This is a genomic window from Halomonas sp. N3-2A (assembly GCF_002216165.1).
GTDB lineage: Bacteria > Pseudomonadota > Gammaproteobacteria > Pseudomonadales > Halomonadaceae > Vreelandella.
Genome location: NZ_CP022286.1, coordinates 1,776,547 through 1,793,776 on the forward strand (window position 1 = coordinate 1,776,547; position 17,230 = coordinate 1,793,776).

The 17,230-nt window shown below is 53.0% G+C and carries 16 protein-coding genes and 1 tRNA gene; 10 read left to right on the forward strand and 7 right to left on the reverse strand.

What is annotated here, in order from left to right; genetic code table 11:
* Positions 1-18: 18 nt before the first annotated feature.
* A complete protein-coding gene (locus CEK60_RS08430) occupies positions 19-1,203 on the reverse strand; it encodes an ABC transporter ATP-binding protein (protein ID WP_089038642.1) in 1,185 nt (394 codons plus the stop codon).
* Between the two features lie 93 nt (positions 1,204-1,296).
* Complete coding sequence (locus tag CEK60_RS08435) at positions 1,297-2,400, reverse strand: polyamine ABC transporter substrate-binding protein (protein ID WP_089038643.1); 1,104 nt, start codon at positions 2,398-2,400, stop codon at positions 1,297-1,299.
* 343 nt (positions 2,401-2,743) lie between these two features.
* On the opposite strand from CEK60_RS08435, the gene ahpC reads away from it, so the two are divergent.
* Entirely contained in the window at positions 2,744-3,307 is a 564-nt protein-coding gene (gene ahpC, locus CEK60_RS08440) for an alkyl hydroperoxide reductase subunit C (RefSeq protein ID WP_038482734.1), read from the forward strand.
* Positions 3,308-3,520: 213 nt separating this feature from the next.
* Positions 3,521-5,077, forward strand: a complete 1,557-nt coding sequence (ahpF, locus tag CEK60_RS08445) for an alkyl hydroperoxide reductase subunit F (protein WP_089038644.1) — start codon at positions 3,521-3,523, stop codon at positions 5,075-5,077.
* A 121-nt stretch (positions 5,078-5,198) separates the two neighbouring features.
* On the opposite strand, the gene CEK60_RS08450 is transcribed toward ahpF, so the two are convergent.
* Genes CEK60_RS08450 through hemA form a run of 5 tightly spaced genes read right to left on the reverse strand, consistent with a single transcriptional unit; the run spans position 5,199 to position 9,748 of the window.
* Positions 5,199-5,954: a HesA/MoeB/ThiF family protein gene (locus CEK60_RS08450; RefSeq protein WP_089038645.1), complete on the reverse strand. Its 756-nt coding sequence runs from the start codon at positions 5,952-5,954 to the stop codon at positions 5,199-5,201.
* A gap of 4 nt (positions 5,955-5,958) precedes the next feature.
* Positions 5,959-6,459: an Lrp/AsnC ligand binding domain-containing protein gene (locus CEK60_RS08455; RefSeq protein WP_038482725.1), complete on the reverse strand. Its 501-nt coding sequence runs from the start codon at positions 6,457-6,459 to the stop codon at positions 5,959-5,961.
* Between the two features lie 33 nt (positions 6,460-6,492).
* A complete protein-coding gene (gene prmC, locus CEK60_RS08460; protein ID WP_089040883.1) occupies positions 6,493-7,338 on the reverse strand; it encodes a peptide chain release factor N(5)-glutamine methyltransferase in 846 nt (281 codons plus the stop codon).
* A gap of 14 nt (positions 7,339-7,352) precedes the next feature.
* The gene (gene prfA / locus CEK60_RS08465) at positions 7,353-8,441 is read right to left on the reverse strand and encodes a peptide chain release factor 1 (RefSeq protein WP_089038646.1); all 1,089 of its coding nucleotides are present in this window, start codon (positions 8,439-8,441) and stop codon (positions 7,353-7,355) included.
* Positions 8,438-9,748 (reverse strand): glutamyl-tRNA reductase, encoded by a 1,311-nt coding sequence (hemA, locus tag CEK60_RS08470; protein ID WP_089038647.1) that lies wholly within the window; start codon positions 9,746-9,748, stop codon positions 8,438-8,440. The genes prfA and hemA overlap by 4 nt, the downstream gene beginning before the upstream one ends.
* A 265-nt stretch (positions 9,749-10,013) precedes the next feature.
* Between hemA and CEK60_RS08475 the strand changes: the two genes are divergently transcribed.
* From CEK60_RS08475 to ychF, 8 genes are all read left to right on the forward strand, one after another.
* Entirely contained in the window at positions 10,014-11,807 is a 1,794-nt protein-coding gene (locus CEK60_RS08475; protein WP_232471490.1) for a tetratricopeptide repeat protein, read from the forward strand.
* Between the two features lie 86 nt (positions 11,808-11,893).
* Complete coding sequence (gene lolB / locus CEK60_RS08480; protein WP_089038648.1) at positions 11,894-12,547, forward strand: lipoprotein insertase outer membrane protein LolB; 654 nt, start codon at positions 11,894-11,896, stop codon at positions 12,545-12,547.
* A gap of 17 nt (positions 12,548-12,564) precedes the next feature.
* Positions 12,565-13,425 (forward strand): 4-(cytidine 5'-diphospho)-2-C-methyl-D-erythritol kinase, encoded by an 861-nt coding sequence (gene ispE, locus CEK60_RS08485; protein ID WP_089038649.1) that lies wholly within the window; start codon positions 12,565-12,567, stop codon positions 13,423-13,425.
* A 31-nt stretch (positions 13,426-13,456) separates the two neighbouring features.
* Positions 13,457-13,531: transfer RNA gene (locus tag CEK60_RS08490), tRNA-Gln, on the forward strand.
* A gap of 58 nt (positions 13,532-13,589) precedes the next feature.
* Positions 13,590-14,531 carry a ribose-phosphate pyrophosphokinase gene (locus CEK60_RS08495; RefSeq protein ID WP_171880177.1) on the forward strand — a complete coding sequence of 314 codons (942 nt, stop codon included), beginning with the start codon at positions 13,590-13,592 and terminating at the stop codon, positions 14,529-14,531.
* 96 nt (positions 14,532-14,627) lie between these two features.
* Entirely contained in the window at positions 14,628-15,269 is a 642-nt protein-coding gene (locus tag CEK60_RS08500; RefSeq protein ID WP_089038650.1) for a 50S ribosomal protein L25/general stress protein Ctc, read from the forward strand.
* Positions 15,270-15,431: 162 nt separating this feature from the next.
* Positions 15,432-16,013, forward strand: a complete 582-nt coding sequence (pth, locus tag CEK60_RS08505; RefSeq protein WP_089038651.1) for an aminoacyl-tRNA hydrolase — start codon at positions 15,432-15,434, stop codon at positions 16,011-16,013.
* Between the two features lie 109 nt (positions 16,014-16,122).
* Positions 16,123-17,214 (forward strand): redox-regulated ATPase YchF, encoded by a 1,092-nt coding sequence (gene ychF, locus CEK60_RS08510; RefSeq protein WP_038482699.1) that lies wholly within the window; start codon positions 16,123-16,125, stop codon positions 17,212-17,214.
* Positions 17,215-17,230: the final 16 nt, after the last annotated feature.

A 17,230-nucleotide genomic window follows, 5' to 3' on the forward strand; every position in this document is an offset into this window, starting at 1 on the left:
CTGTCAGCCACTGAGGCATTAGCGGTTCAGCACGATAGCGCTATGGTCTTCCCAATAGACATAAACACTATCCTCCCAGGTTGGGCGATCACCACGCCGCTCAGTATTGGCCATACTCACTTTGATCATTTGCCCAGAGGCAGTACGCACGTAGTAAAGCGAGTAGCCCCCCAAGTAAGCGATATCATCAACCTTACCTGCTTCCCAGTTGTACTCAGCGGATGGCTGCTCACGGGTTAGCCAGATTTTTTCAGGGCGCAGCGCAGCCCACACGCGGCGATCTACCGCCTGAGTCGTAATGCCATGATCAATATAGATCGGCCGAGATAAGGCGGGTGATGCAATGCGACAGTGGTCCGCAGCGTCTTCGACGATTTCACCTTCGAACAGATTCACCGTACCGACAAATTCCGCCACCATTCGGCTGGCCGGGCTTTCATAAATATCGACCGGTGAACCCACCTGCTCTATCCAGCCATCGGCCATAATCGCAACGCGGTCCGCCATGGTCATGGCTTCTTCTTGGTCGTGGGTAACCATGATGCAGGTAACCCCCACCTGCTCAATGATTTCAACAACCTCGAGCTGCATTTCAGTGCGCAGCTTTTTATCTAACGCCCCCATCGGCTCATCCAACAACAGCAGCTTGGGACGCTTGGCCAGCGAACGTGCAAGCGCTACCCGCTGGCGCTGTCCGCCGGAAAGCTGATGCGGTTTACGCTTAGCAAAACGTTCCATATGCACTAGTTTGAGCATCTGTGCGACACGGGCATCGACATCTGCCTTAGCTAGCTTGTCCTGCTTGAGCCCAAAAGCGATGTTTTGCGCTACCGTCATGTGGGGAAATAACGCGTAGGATTGAAACATCATATTGATTTGACGCTTGTGTGGCGGCATAGAGGTAATATCTTCGCCGCCTAGCAGAATCCGCCCTTCGCTGGGCGTTTCAAACCCCGCCAACATACGCAACAACGTCGACTTGCCTGATCCTGACCCACCTAGCAAGGCGAAAATTTCGCCGCGCTTTACCTGTAAATTAACATCATCGACCGCAAGCGCATCGTCGAAGCGCTTACTTAAGCGCTTTACCTCAAGCACACTATCTTCTGCAAACCTTGGCGTTTTTCCCTGAGCGCGCTGAGCGGCGGGAGGAGTTACCGCAGGAGAGGATGACGACTCGTTCGACAGGGGCGTAGTGACCATTCGCCACTCCCATCAAAAGGCCCGGAAACCGGGCGTTAAAAAAGTAACAGCGAGCCCAGCATTGGCTTGGCTCGCTGTTAGGCGATGACTAAATTAACGACCTGATTTGACGCGATTCCAGATACGCGTACGTGCGCGCAGAACGTCTTGAGGTTTTTCAGCCTGCAAATAGAGGTTTTCCATCACCTCGGCTTCAGGGTAAATAGCCGGGTCATTGATAATTTCATCGGAGAGATATTCATTAGCCGCCGCATTAGGATTGGCATAACGCACGTACTCGGTAATTTCAGCGGCGATTTCCGGATCAAGAATAAAGTTAATGAAGGCGTGGGCATTTTCAGAATTCGGCGCATCAGCAGGCACTGCCATCATATCAAACCACAGCGCAGCCCCCTCTTTGGGAATGCTGTAGCCAATAGTGAAGTCACGGCCGGCTTCTTCGGCACGATCAGCCGCCTGGAAAACATCGCCGGAATAGCCTGCGGCCACACAAACATCACCATTCGCCAAGTCGGAAACGTAACGAGAAGAGTGGAAATAGGTCATATCGTCACGAACACTGGCAATGAGTTCACCAGCGGCTTCCAGGTCTTCGATATTTTCACTGCGCGGATCAAACCCTAGATATGCCATGGCGGGAGACAGCATTTCATCAGCAGAATCCAGCATCGACAGCCCACAACCGGCCTCGCTCAACGCGCCGGTAATTTCAGGATCAAAGAGCAGCACCCAGCTATTCAGTGGCGCGTCATCGCCTAAAATGTCTGTCACACGGTCAACATTATAACCAATGCCGTTGGTACCCCACATATAGGGCACCGAGTATTCGCTACCCGAATCGATCTCTTCCAGGCTAGCCATCAATTCAGGATTGAGGTTATCTAAATTAGGCAGCAACTCATGATTGAGCGGCTGAAAAACACCGGCCTTTACCTGGCGGGTAAAATAATAAGTAGAAGGAACCACAACATCGTAGCCAGAACGGCCAGACAAAAGCGCAGCGTCTAATATTTCATTGCTGTCATAAACATCATAGGTCACTTCAATACCGGTGCGCTCGGTAAACTTTTCTAGCGTTTCAGGGGCGATATAGTCGGACCAGTTGTAAACTCGCACTTCATTCGCTTGTGCATTAGCAGCCGCTACGGCAAAAGATAGGGCCGTAACGGCCACTGAAAGTTTGTGAATATTGCCCATCTCACTACTCCTTATTTAAAACCGATATCGCTAAGAATGTTTCGTTAACTGCCAAGTCATTCAAACGTCAAGCTTACGCTAAAACATTAAAAACAGCTGTGGCTACTATGCCAGATAAGCGAATTTTGCGGTGCAGCGACATCTATCGCAAGCCCATGGGGAAAATTCTTGTATTCTGCTCCATGCGACCCCACTTGTAGGGTAGCCAACTCAGAAAAACACACATTGATAGTCTAATACTATTGCTTAGATGCATTTTTACAATTTTAGCTATTGGTCGTAGTTGGTTACCATGAGCAATAACTTTTTCCACTGCCACTCACTTATTTTGGAGACGTTCTGAATGTCCCTGATCAACACTGAAGTAAAACCGTTTAAAGCGACTGCCTACCTGAACGGCGAATTTATCGACGTCACTGAAGCAGACTTGCAAGGTAAGTGGTCTATTTTCTTCTTTTACCCTGCTGATTTCACCTTTGTCTGCCCGACTGAGCTGGGTGACTTGGCTGACAACTACGCTGAATTTAAAAAGCTAGGTGTTGAAATCTACAGCGTGTCTACTGACACCCACTTTACTCACAAAGCTTGGCACGACAGCTCTGAAACCATCGGCAAGCTGCAGTACCCGATGATTGCTGATCCGACCTTACAGATCTCTCGCAACTTCGAGGTATTGATTGAAGAAGCTGGTCTTGCAGAGCGTGGTACCTTCGTTGTTGACCCTGATGGCAAAATTCAGATCGTCGAAATCAACGCTGGCAACATCGGCCGTAACGCTGAAGAGCTACTGCGCAAAGTGAAGGCTGCCCAGTACGTTCGCGAGAACCCAAACGAAGTATGCCCGGCTAAATGGAAAGAAGGCGAAGAGACGCTTGCTCCGTCTCTGGACCTCGTAGGCAAAATCTAAACGGCCTACCGCTGCCGTTCAGGATTGCCCCTTAAGGCAGCACGACACCCGGGCATACCCCGGGTGTCCTGTTTTTGAGTACCCGTTTTTGAGTACCCGTGTTAACGCAACCATCGTTTTCCCTATCGCTCTTACTCATGCTGCGGTCTTTCAACAGCAGCGAGCGTGTTAGGTTGAGAACTCATTACTGCTGACTGCGAGGAAGCCACTGTCATGCTGGACGCCAATTTAAAAAATCAGTTGAAAGCTTATTTAGAAAAAGTGACTCAACCGTTCGAGATCGTTGCGTCCCTCGATGACGGTGCCAAGTCACGTGAATTGCTAGGTTTGCTCGAAGACATCAGCGGTCTATGCGACAAGATTACACTGCAAACTGACGGTCAAGATAATCGCACGCCGTCATTTGCCATTAACCGCCCCGGCGAAGAAACCGGCGTGGTATTTGCGGGCATTCCGATGGGGCACGAGTTCACCTCGCTGGTGCTGGCACTGCTACAAGTGGGTGGGCATCCCCCAAAGACGTCCGAAGAACTGCTAAATCAAATCAAGGCGCTCGACGGCGAACTGCTGTTCGAGACGTACTACTCGCTCTCCTGCCAGAACTGCCCAGATGTTGTTCAAGCGCTCAACTTGATGGCGATTTTCAACCCCAATATTCGCCACGTGGCCATCGATGGTGCCCTGTTCCAGGATGAAGTCGAAGCTAGGGAAATCATGTCGGTTCCCAGCATCTATTTAAATGGCAAACCGTTTGACCAGGGACGTATGACCTTAGAGCAGATTCTAGCCAAGGTTGATACGGGTGCTGCTGAACGAGAAGCGAAAAAACTTAGCGAAAAAGCCGCCTTTGACACGCTGGTAATTGGTGGTGGCCCTGCGGGTGCCTCAGCAGCAATCTACTCTGCCCGTAAAGGGATCAACACAGGCGTTGCTGCTGAGCGTTTCGGTGGACAGGTGGCAGACACCATGGGCATTGAAAACTTTATCTCCGTCAGCCATACCGAAGGCCCTAAACTAGTTAGCGCTTTAGAAGAACATGTTAAAGAGTACGATGTTGACGTTATGAACCTTCAGCGCGCCACGTCGTTTAAAGCCGCTGAAAACGAAGGTGATTTACACGAAATAACCTTCGAGTCGGGTGCCAAACTGAAGAGTAAAACGCTCGTCCTGGCAACCGGTGCGCGTTGGCGCGAGATGAATGTGCCTGGCGAACAACAGTACCGCAACAAAGGTGTTGCTTACTGCCCCCACTGCGATGGCCCGCTATTTAAAGGCAAACGCGTAGCAGTGATTGGCGGCGGCAACTCTGGCGTTGAGGCCGCTATCGATCTGGCCGGTATTGTAGGCCACGTCACCCTAGTCGAGTTTATGGGTGAGATGCGTGCAGACGCCGTGCTACAGAAAAAGCTTAAGAGCCTGCCTAACGTCGACATTGTTTTAAACGCTGAAACCACGGAAGTGACAGGCGACGGCAGCCGAGTTAACGGCTTAGCCTACAAAGACCGCAATACCGATGAGCTTAAAACCATCGCACTAGAAGGTATCTTTGTTCAAATTGGCTTAGTGCCTAATACCGAGTGGCTGAAAGGCTCACCGATTGAAATGACGCCACGCGGCGAAATCATTGTCGATGCCCATGGCATGACGTCAGTTCCAGGCGTATTTGCAGCAGGCGACGTGACTACCGTGCCATACAAGCAAATTATTATCGCCATGGGTGAGGGTGCAAAAGCATCACTGGGTGCGTTTGACTATTTGATTCGCCACTAATCTGATTCGACATTAGCTAGCCTGCTGGGCGGATCCCCTGCCACCCTTTAGGCTGTTTCCTTTGACGTAAAGACCGTGACGTCACGCCCGCTGCCCTGCGGGCGTTTTTTTGTTCGCAGGGTTAATCAGCGCGACCGCACACTGAGCAAGCAGGATCACGCGGCACCTGAAAATGACGCCACTGCCCGCTCAAGCCCTCAAAAGTGGCGAGTCCTTGATGCGGTTTTCCTGCACCGCTCAACAGCTTAAAAGCTTCTATCGCTTGAAAACAGCCAATCAACCCAACCAGTGGCGCCATGACACCGCTTTCTGCACAACTCAAGGCTTCATCTTCGCTATCGCCAGGAGGATACAGGCACGCATAACAGGGGCATGCTGGATCACGAGGATCAAAGACGGCTAACTGCCCAGAAAAACGAATTGCCGCTCCAGAGACCAGCGGTACACCGGCCTGCTGAGCAGCAGCGTTAATCGCATAACGGCTTGAAAAACGATCGGTGCAATCCAGCACCACATCTGCCGACGCTACCAGTGCCTCAAGCGCCTTGCCATCCGCATGTTGCTCCAAAGCGATTACATGGCACTCAGGGTTAAGTGCCTGCATGCTCGCTTTGGCTGAACGCGCCTTATTGATGCCGATACTTTCCAGCTGATGAGCAATCTGACGCTGCAGATTTGACAACTCTACCGTATCAGCGTCGGCAATCGTGATTTTGCCCACGCCAGCGGCCGCTAAGTAAAGCGCCACGGGAGACCCCAACCCACCTGCGCCGACAATCAGAGCATGAGCATTTCTCAGGCGCTCCTGCCCCTCAATATCAACCTCGGGTAGCATAATTTGACGGCTATAGCGCAGCAGCGCCTGATCATCCATCATGGGGTTACTTATCCTCAAATTCCTCGAAATCGGGTATGTGTAAGTTGAAGCTCTCTTTCACTTCTTCCATTACCACATAGCTTTTGGACTCTTTTACCCCAGGCAGCGTCAGTACGACATCGCCTAGCAGTTGCCGGTAAGCGGACATCTCAGGAATGCGGCATTTTAAAATATAATCAAACTGGCCAGACACCAAGTGACACTCTTGGATTTGCGGTAGTTTCTCGACCGCCCGACGAAACTCATCAAACACAGCAGGGGACTGAGTTTCCAGGCTAATCTCCACAAAGACCAACAAATTCGCTTTCAGTGCCTGCGGATCAAGAATGGCTTGATAGCCGCGAATGATGCCCGCACGCTCAAGACGCTTAACACGCTCTAAACAAGGGGTTGTGGATAAGCCGACTTCAGCGGCAAGGTCGACATAGGAAATTCGCGCATTTTCCTGCAGACAGCGCAAAATTTTAAGATCGATCCGGTCCAGCGTTCTATTTTTTGGTTTCATGGCAGGATCCAATACTGATGAATCAGGCAGTTATTAAAGGTGGCCCAGGGTAACCCGTTCATGACCTCCAACGTCTAGTACACTTTCAACGTTTTGGAAGCCAGCGCGCACTAATGCCGTGCGTACGTTGGCCGCTTGCGTATAACCATGCTCTAAGGCAAGCCAGCCGCCATCGGAAAGATAGCCACGAGCGGTACAAATCAAATGCAGCAAATCCGCCATTCCGTCAGCATCAGCCACTAGTGCCGATAACGGCTCAAAACGCACATCACCCAGGCGCAAATGTGGGTCGTCGGCAGCGATATAGGGCGGGTTACTAACAATAATATCGAATGCAACCGCTTGAGGGGGCTGAGCGAAGGTGCTAAACCAATCGCTAATTACGAACTGAGCATTGTCGATCTTCAGCGCTTGTGCATTGCGCGTTGCGAGCGCCACTGCTTCTGGGCGAATATCCGCCCCTATTACTTGCCAGTTAGGTTTCTCGCTGGCAAACGCAAGTGCAATAGCGCCAGTGCCGGCACCAAGATCCAGCAATCTTCCTGCCCTCGCCTTGGCACGCATCAGGACAGCCTCAACCAGAGTTTCGGTATCAGGACGTGGAATCAGCGTTTCTGGCGATGTCGCCAGCCGCAGACCCCAAAACTCTCGTTCACCAGTCAGATAGGCAATTGGCGCCCCCTGGGCACGCGCAGCCACCAACGCATCAAATCGTGCTTGCTCCCAGAGGGGGCACTGACGATCTCCCCAGGTATACAGCCAAGTACGGTCATGCCCTGTTGCGTGACTGAGCAGCACCTCGGCATCAATTCTAGGGGAAGGCGACCCTACCACTTGCAGCCGAGCCGCCGCTCGTCGCAAAAGCGCATCGAACGTCACAACATCAAAGCTCATTAGGCATCCTGAAGGGCCGAAAGCTGCTCTGCTTGATATTCGTGAATGAGCGGTTCAATGACATCATCGAGCTGCTCGCCCGTAATGACTTCCGTTAGCTTGTAGAGTGTCAGGTTAATACGGTGGTCGGTAATTCGACCCTGGGGGAAATTGTAAGTACGAATGCGTTCACTACGATCCCCTGAACCGACCAATGAGCGGCGAGCGTCTGCTTGCTCTTGGCGCTGCGAGTCAACCGCATTGCGTTTGAGTTTGGCTGCCAGCAACGACATCGCCTTTGCACGGTTCTTATGCTGACTGCGCTCTTCCTGGCACTCCACCACCACGCCTGTGGGCAAGTGAGTAATACGAATAGCGGAATCTGTGGTGTTGACGTGCTGACCACCCGCGCCACTGGAGCGATAGGTATCAACGCGCAAATCAGAGGGATTAATATCGATATCGCCCACGTCGTCCACTTCAGGCATGACCGCCACCGTGCAGGCGGACGTATGTATCCGGCCTTGCGATTCCGTCGCGGGCACGCGCTGTACGCGGTGCGCGCCAGACTCAAATTTCAAGCGCGCATAGACACCATCGCCTTTCACGCGAGAAATAACTTCTTTGTAACCGCCCTGTTCGCCGTGACTTGCACTGACAACTTCAACGCGCCAGCCACGTTTTTCCGCATAACGTGAGTACATGCGAAACAGATCACCCGCAAAAATAGCGGCTTCATCCCCGCCCGTACCAGCACGCACTTCCAAGAACACACCGCGGCCATCATCGGGGTCTTTAGGCACCAGCAGGCGTTTCAGCTCACTATCCAGGGCTTCGAGTTTCTCACGCCCCTCACTGATTTCCAGTTCCGCCAGCTCGCGCATATCGGGGTCGCTGTCGCGACTTAACTGCACGGCTTCTTCGATGCTTTTTTCTACCTCGCCGTAGCGCTGCCAGGCGGCGACCAGCTCTTCTAATTCCGCGTACTCACGGGAGTAGTCGCGAAAACGCTGCTGATTATTAATCACTTCAGGGTCAGACAGCAGCATTGCCAGCTCTTCAAAACGGTCGGAAAAGCTATCTAGACGTTGGCGCAAAGTCTCTTTCATGCGGGTGTATCATCCTTCTGGCATTTTACCGCGGCCACTGGTTGCTCAAAGGCAGGCTTAGCAGGCAGTAGTATATTGGGCGCGGCATTCAGCAACTCGTTATTTTCTTGGGATGCAGCGTCGCGCAAGGCAAGCGTGGGCTGATGCATTAACCGATTCGCCAATTGGTGAGCTAGACGTTCAATCACCTTGGCAGGATCTTCACCCTTTGCTAATCGCTCAAGCGCTTGCTCACGAGAATGGTCTCGAATGGCCTCTCCGTGACGTCGATAGTCGCGAATAATTTCGCCGCCATTGCGGATTCGACGCTCATGCTGCCAACTACCCACCCCGTGTTCGATGAGTGATTCAGCCTGATCAGCGGCAACTTGACGATGACGACGATTCTCTTCAATGACCTCTTGCAAATCATCAACGGTATAAAGGAAGACATCCGCAAGCTCACCTACTTCTGGCTCGATATCACGCGGCACCGCGATATCCACCATAAACACCGGTCGATGGCGACGCTTTTTCAGCGCACGCTCTACCATCCCCTTCCCTAGGATCGGCAGCGGAGAAGCCGTAGAGGATATGACGATATCAGCCTGCTCTAACGCTTCCGGTATTTCTGGCAGTGTAATAGCAGAACCACCCAGAGGAGCAGACACTAGCTCAGCGCGTTCCCGGGTACGATTGGCTACCGTTAGATGCCGCACGCCGGCTTCATGAAGATGACGCGCTACCAGTTCAATGGTTTCTCCCGCCCCGATCAAAAGCGCTCTGGCACGGCTAAAATCATCAAAAATACGGCTAGCCATACTGACCGCAGCATACGCCACCGACACTGGATTTTTGCCAATGCCCGTTTCCGTGCGCACCTGTTTGGCTACCGCGAAGGTGTGTTGGAATAACCGCTCCAATTCACCACCCAACCCATTGGCTTGGCGGGCCTGCTGATAAGCATCTTTTAACTGACCGAGTATTTGTGGTTCGCCCAGCACCATAGAGTCCAGGCCAACGGCGACACGCATCAGATGACGCGCAGCATCGTTGTCAAGATAATGATAGGCACAGCGGGAAAGGTCTTCGATGCGCAAATTATGAAAGCGCCCAAGCCAATCCAGCACGGCATGCTCACCGGCGGCATCCGTCACGCAATAAAGCTCGGTACGGTTACACGTCGAAAGCACAGCCGCTTCGCTGATTTGCGGCAGGTTACGCAGCTCCGTCAACGCGCTTTCCAGCTGCGTTGGCGTAAATGCAACCTGCTCACGTACGGCCACGCTGGCGGTACGATGATTTATTCCCAGGGCAAGAAGCGTCATGCGTTATGCGTCTTCGCTAGTGGATCGGTCGTCACGTCACTTGTCGATCTGAATGTCTGGAGCTTGCTATAGCAAGTCTAAAAAGAGTGGGTAGATACGATGAACTATAAGTAGATACTATGAGTAGATACCATGGATTGCACCACCCCACCCCGTTTTCAAGGTGTAATATTCTATCACAGCACAGCATGTTCTGGCGCACACCACTTTGCCGCAGGCAACCAAGCCGCTATGCTGAGCACTCGGCCACCTGATCGAGAGACGCATGCCCCTTCGCGCGACACTACTGGGTCACCCCCTATCGTTACCGGGTTTACCCTTACTGCCCTTGGCCACAACGCTACTACTGGGCGGCTGCCAGCTTTCCCCGTCTTCCTTTGAGAGCGGGGTTCAAAATGATGCTTATGATCCCATGCAGTCAGCGCCGCCGATTACTCGCGGGCTGGATGCCGAGGGTCTTCGCTCGTTGCTGGCAGCAGAACTTGCTGGCCAACGGGGCGATTATCGCTATGCCAGCCAAGGCTATCTGGAAGCGTCCCGGCGCTATCGCAACCCCGCGTTAGCCGAGCGCGCCACTTTTGCAGCGCGCTTTGGCAATGATGTCGCCTTAATGGAAGCCTCCGCGATACGCTGGCGCGAATTAGCCCCGCAAGCAGAAATGCCGAACAGGTTGCTGGCCACCCTCTCATTACAACGCGGAGACTGGCTGGACAGCTTAGAGCAGCGTCTGGCGATCGCTGAAGCAGGAGGCAATGGCGAAATAGCGGCTTTTTCTGAGGCGGCGGTGGCCGAAGAGGCGTCACTGAACCTATTAATCGAGCCATTGCGCGACTATCTTGCCCAGCCTGGCGCTCAGCAAAATGAATTCCACAGCGATGTTTTACTTGGCGCCGCACTGATCGAGTCAGCACTAGGGCAAACACGTCAAGCGCAACAGCATCTGGATCAAGTAACGCAGCTGTCACCTGAATCTGCCGCTTTGTGGCTTGCTAAGGCGCGCCTAGCATTAGAGATTGGCGATCATCGTGGTGCTCAGAACGCCGCGCAAAGGGGGCTAGATTTAGCGCCCGACGATGTCCGTTTTATATTAATGTTAGCCCAAGCTGAAATTCGCCTGAACAACATTACCGCTGCGGAAGCACACACCACTACATTGCTAGAAACACATGGTGGTAACGAAGAATTACGCATTGCTCTCGCCCAACTCTATTTGGAAGAAGGCCATAGCGAGCCAGCGTATCGATTACTGCAACCTCTGATTGGTCAGGACCGCGTACCTAACACGGCCTACTTCTTACTGGGGGCCATTGCCCAGTCTCAAGGAGAAGTCGATAACGCGCTGCTTTATTATCGGCAAGTACAAGACGGCAACGAATTTCTTCCAGCCCGAGCCGCCGCTGCACGCATGCTGATTGAAAATGATCGCCTGCTAGATGCTCGCGCTATGCTGCGTGTCGAGCGAATGCGCCATGACGACTACTTCGGTGAGCTGGTAATGCTAGAAATACAGCTACTGGATGAATTTAATCTGCAAGAAGATGCCATGGCACTACTTGATAGAGAGCTGGCTCGTACGCCAGATGACACCAGCCTGCTTTATTTAAGGGCAATGCGCGCGTGGGAAATGGGCGATCTTGAAGCGATGGAGCGCGACCTGCGCCAAATACTACATACCGAACCTAATAATGCAGATGCATTAAACGCATTAGGCTACACGCTTGCCGACCTGAACCTCCAGGGGCGCCTTGAAGAAGCACGCGATTTGATTGAGCGTGCCTATGAAGCTGATCCCAGCAACCCTGCAATACTCGACAGCATGGGCTGGGTCTATTTCCGGCTCGGCCAGCCTGACAATGCACTTGCGTGGCTAGAGAGCGCCTACGCACAAGTGCCTGATCAAGAAATTGCCGCTCATTTAGCCGAAGTTCTTCATGCCCTAGGGCGCAGCGAAGAAGCACGCCAGCTTATTGAGCGCATTCTTCAGCGAGCAAGCTATCACCCGCAAATTGATGACTTACTTGAGCGCCACCCTGAACTAACACCGTTAAGCGCGCCCTAACATGACATGCCCTTATAAAAGCATGCCCTTATAAAAGCACGCCCTTATAAAAGACAGTTTACGCAGTACTGACATGGAGCCAGTTTATGTTGACCAATTCCCTGCCCGCGAGCCGTTTATCAATCTGCAGTCGCTCAACTCGCTTGTTACTGGCCGGCATTGCCCTGTTAACGCTGGCCGGGTGCGCCACCCAAACGCCTGTAGACGATGGCGGACGCCAGGCTGGGCAATGGGAACGCCAGCAAGCCGACGTTGAAGCCTTCGACACCTGGACTCTCGTGGGCAAAGCAGGACTTCGCACTCCCCAGGAAAATACCAGCGCCAATCTAGACTGGAATCAACATCCCCACTATTTCCGCATGCTGATCAGTGGCCCCTTTGGCGGCGGGCGTAGTGTGCTAGAAGGTCGCGAAGGGCGCTTTTCGCTAACCACTAGCGATGGTCGCTTTGAAGCCGAAACGCCGGAAGCATTAATGGAAGAGCAACTTGGTTGGTCATTGCCGGTTCGCGCCATGCCTGACTGGGTGCGCGGCCTGCCGGGCGAGCACGCCAGCTACCAGTTGGAATCAGACGAGCTCGGCTTCCCTAACCACTTACAGCAAGATGGTTGGGAGATCGACTACCGTGACTGGGAGCAAGTAGAGGGCATGTGGCTACCTCGTCGACTAGTAATGAACTATGGCGACCTGCGCATCACCTTGGTGGTCAATCAGTGGCAATCCACTAACTCGGACTCTTAGATCAGTAGAGAGATCACATGCCTGCAACACCCTCGGCGTTGACACTGCCTGCTCCCGCTAAGCTAAACCGCATGTTGCATATCGTAGGCCGTCGTCAAGACGGCTATCACGAGCTGCAAACGCTTTTTCAGTTTATCGATTTGTGTGATTACCTTACCTTCACGCCACGCACTGACAGCGCCATTACACTTTCCAACACGCTTAGTGGCGTTGCCCATAACGACAATTTAATTGTCCGTGCAGCACACTTATTGCAACAGGCAAGCGGCATTCAGCAAGGCGTCTCAGTCGCCATCGAAAAAAATCTGCCGATGGGAGGCGGTCTTGGCGGTGGAAGCTCTAATGCAGCGACCACCCTGGTCGGGTTGAATCACCTGTGGCAACTAGGACTAAGTAGCGAAGCGCTTGCAAAACTAGGGCTGACGCTAGGTGCCGATGTCCCGGTATTCGTTCACGGTCACAGCGCCTGGGCGGAAGGCGTTGGCGAAAAGCTTACGTCTGTCACGCTAGATACGCCCTGGCTCGTGGTCATCCATCCAGGCGTTAGCGTCTCAACACCAGCAATCTTCCAAGACCCGGAATTGACACGCGACAGCCTCCCCATTACTATGGCGCGCGCACTGCAGGGGGGAGCGCCGGAGTGGCGTAACGACTGCGAAGCTATCGTCAAAAAACGCTATCCGCCAATTGCGGAAGCATTGGACTGGCTCACGCAGCATGCACCTAGTCGGTTGACCGGTACCGGCGCCTGCTTGTTTGCGGCTTTCGATTCACAGCAAGCCGCACAAGCCGTCGCATATATGGCAGGTCAACATTGGCATTCATGGGTAGCGCGCGGACTCAACACCTCTCCCCTACAAGATGCTCTGGGCCGCTGAAAGCGCCCGGTCATCGCATTAGGTTTATTGCTGGGGTATCGCCAAGTGGTAAGGCACCGGTTTTTGGTATCGGCATTCCCAGGTTCGAATCCTGGTACCCCAGCCAACCTAATTATGATCTGCGTTTTCTCCCCTGATCCCCAACACTGCAAAGGTGGCTGCGCGTGTCAAAATTGATGGTTTTCACCGGGAATGCCAATCCCGAACTCGCTCAAAAGATTGCCGAGAGCTTAGACAGCCGTATGGGTAATGCTACGGTCGGTCAATTTAGCGACGGCGAAATCGCGGTCGAGATCAATGAGAACGTGCGTGGTAAGGATGTGTTCATCCTGCAATCCACCTGTGCCCCCACGAACGATAACCTGATGGAACTGATTCTGATGGTGGACGCCCTGCGTCGCGCCTCAGCTACCCGTATTACGGCAGTCGTTCCCTATTTTGGCTATGCACGCCAGGATCGTCGCGTCCGTTCAGCCCGCGTTCCCATCTCAGCGAAAGTTGTTGCTGATATGATGGTGAAAGCTGGCGTTGATCGCGTCATGACGATGGATCTGCACGCTGACCAAATTCAAGGTTTCTTCGACGTACCGGTTGACAACGTTTACGGCTCACCTATTTTGCTGGACGACATCGAGCGCCAGAACTACGACGACCTCGTTGTGGTTTCTCCCGATGTCGGCGGCGTTGTGCGCGCTCGCGCTATCGCCAAACAGCTGAACGCTGATCTTGCCATTATTGATAAGCGTCGCCCCCAGGCCAATCAGGCCCAGGTAATGCACATCATCGGTGAAATCGAAGGCCGCACCTGTGTGGTTGTCGATGACATGATTGATACCGCTGGCACGCTCTGCAAAGCTGGCGAAGCGCTAAAAGATCACGGCGCAGCACGCGTTGTCGCTTATGCAACACACCCGATTTTGTCCGGCCCTGCGGTCGACAACATCACCAACTCGGTGCTGGACGAGGTTGTCGTGACCGACACTATTCCGCTTTCCGACACTGCCCGTCGCAGCGGAAAAATTCGCCAGCTGAGCGTTGCCGGACTCATCGCGGAAGCCATCCGTCGAGTCAGCAACGAAGAATCCGTTAGCGCGATGTTCCATTAATCGCCTGACGTAGCAGCCCCCTACTGGGGCCCTGGAAGCGTCGTCGTCTGGTCGCGGTCGGCGGCGTTTCCTTACTTAAACCAAGAGGCAAATTAAATGTCTGATTTTATCCTGAAAGCCAGCGTTCGTAACGACCTGGGGAAAGGTGCGAGCCGCCGCCTGCGTCGTGCGAACCAACAAGTACCGGCCGTTGTTTATGGCGGTGAAAAAGGCGCTCAGTCTATCTCTGTAGAAAAAACTGCTTTCTACAAAGCGATTGAAGACGAGTCCTTCTTCTCTTCGGTGATCAAACTGGTCATCGACGGTACTGAAGAGCAAGTGGTTGTTCGTGACCTACAGCGTCACCCCTTCAAGCCGCTGTTAACCCACGCTGACTTCCTGCGTGTTGACGCTACTCACGAAATCACCATGAACGTGCCGCTGCACGTCGTTGGCGAAGAGAAGTGTGTCGGCATCAAAGATCAAGGCGGCGAACTGCACGTCCTGGCCAATGAAGTAGCCATTAGCTGCTTGCCGAAAGATCTTCCGGACTTCCTGGAAGTAGACATCAGCGCCATTGAGCTAGGCACTACGCTGCACTTGTCTGACCTGAACCTGCCTGCTGGCGTCACGTCGGTTGATCTGGCCCACGGCGAAGATCACGACAACGCAGTTCTAAGCATCACCAAAGTAAAAGTACGCGGCGGTGATGACGAAGAGAGCGAAGGTGAAGGCGAAGAAGAGTCCAGCGCTGAGTAAAGCGCTAGCTCTCGGCGCTGCCAGCTGATGCTTTTCAGTGCCACCTGGGTCATGCCTGCATGACCCAGGAATGATAAAATCAAGCGCTTCGGCGCTTGATTTTTTTTTGCGGCCTGACATGACGTCGAAAATTTCGTCTAGAAATTTTTATGAGGTGGGACAATGAGCCAGGTAACGGCCATTATTGGCCTGGGAAACCCCGGTGCAGAATACGATGCAACTCGCCATAATGCGGGCTTTTGGCTGGTAGACGCCATTGCACGCAGTGCGCACACAGAGCTTCGCCCGGAAAAGAAATTTTTGGGCCTGTACGCCAAAGCACGTGTTGGCGACCATGAACTGCACCTTCTCAACCCCACTACTTTTATGAATCGTAGCGGCGCTGCCGTCGCAGCGCTTGCACAGTTTTTCAAACTAACGCCTGACAATTTACTGGTTGCTCATGATGAGCTAGACCTTCCGCCAGGACAGGCACGCTATAAGACCGGCGGTGGTCATGGCGGTCATAACGGCCTGCGAGACATCATTAGCGCCTTAGGCAACCAGAAGCAGTTTCATCGGGTAAGAATTGGCATTGGCCACCCAGGAGAAGCACGTCAGGTCGTTAACTATGTGCTAGGCCGACCCGGCAAAGCCGAACGGGAAGCCATTGAAAGCGCTTTGGATGAGTGCCTGGCTACGCTACCACTTGCACTCTCTGGCGACTGGGCTAAAGCCATGAACCGCCTTCATAGCGTAAAATAGCAGCACACTTTATAAGCACCCTTAGAATCAGGCGTTCTAGCACGCCCTTTTTTTCAATATTGGCAGACGCTTCCCTTGTTGCGCTGCCCTAGCGGCCAGGAAGTAATTTATGGGCTTTAACTGCGGTATCGTCGGCCTACCTAATGTAGGCAAATCCACGCTTTTTAATGCGCTGACCAAATCAGGTATTGATGCAGAAAACTTCCCATTCTGCACCATTGAGCCGAACGTAGGCATCGTACCAATGCCTGACCCGCGACTTGATAAGCTTGCGGAGATCGTCAAGCCACAAAAAGTGCTACCGACAACAATGGAATTTGTCGATATCGCAGGCTTAGTCGCAGGGGCATCCAAAGGCGAAGGCTTGGGCAACAAGTTCTTGGCCAATATTCGCGAAACCCAGGCGATCGCCCATGTCGTACGCTGCTTTGATAACGACAACGTAATCCACGTTGCCAACCAAGTGGATCCACGGGCAGATATTGAAACCATCAACCTGGAACTGGCACTTGCCGACCTGGATACCGTCGAAAAAGCCAGCCAACGCCTCGTTCGTGCAGTAAAAGGCGGCGACAAAGATGCCACTGCCACCAAGGCCATTCTCGACCGCATTCAGCCACACCTCGCTGAAGGTATGCCGCTGCGTAGTTTTGGTCTTGATGAAGATGAGAAGCGCCAGATTAAGAGCTTCGGTTTCTTAACGCTCAAGCCCACCATGTACATTGCCAACGTTAACGAGGATGGCTTCGAGAACAATCCCTACCTGGATATCGTTAATGAGATTGCAGCAGAAGAAGGCGCTGCAGTGGTGCCGGTATGCAACCAGCTAGAAGCTGAGATTGCCGAGCTGGATGACGAAGAACGCAGCATGTTCCTATCAGAAATGGGCATGGAAGAGCCAGGGCTTGATCGCGTCATTCGCGCAGGCTATGCCCTGCTTGGCCTACAAACATATTTCACCGCTGGCGTTAAAGAAGTCCGCGCCTGGACAGTGAAAGAAGGCGCCAGCGCCCCAGAAGCCGCTGGCGTGATTCACACCGATTTCCAGAAAGGTTTTATCCGCGCGGAAGTGGTTGCTTACGAAGACTTTGTCGCACTCAATGGCGAGCAAGGGGCTAAAGATGCTGGCAAATGGCGCTTAGAAGGTAAGGACTACATCGTTAAAGATGGCGATGTTATTCATTTCCGTTTTAACGTCTAAGTTGTAGCTGGCATTG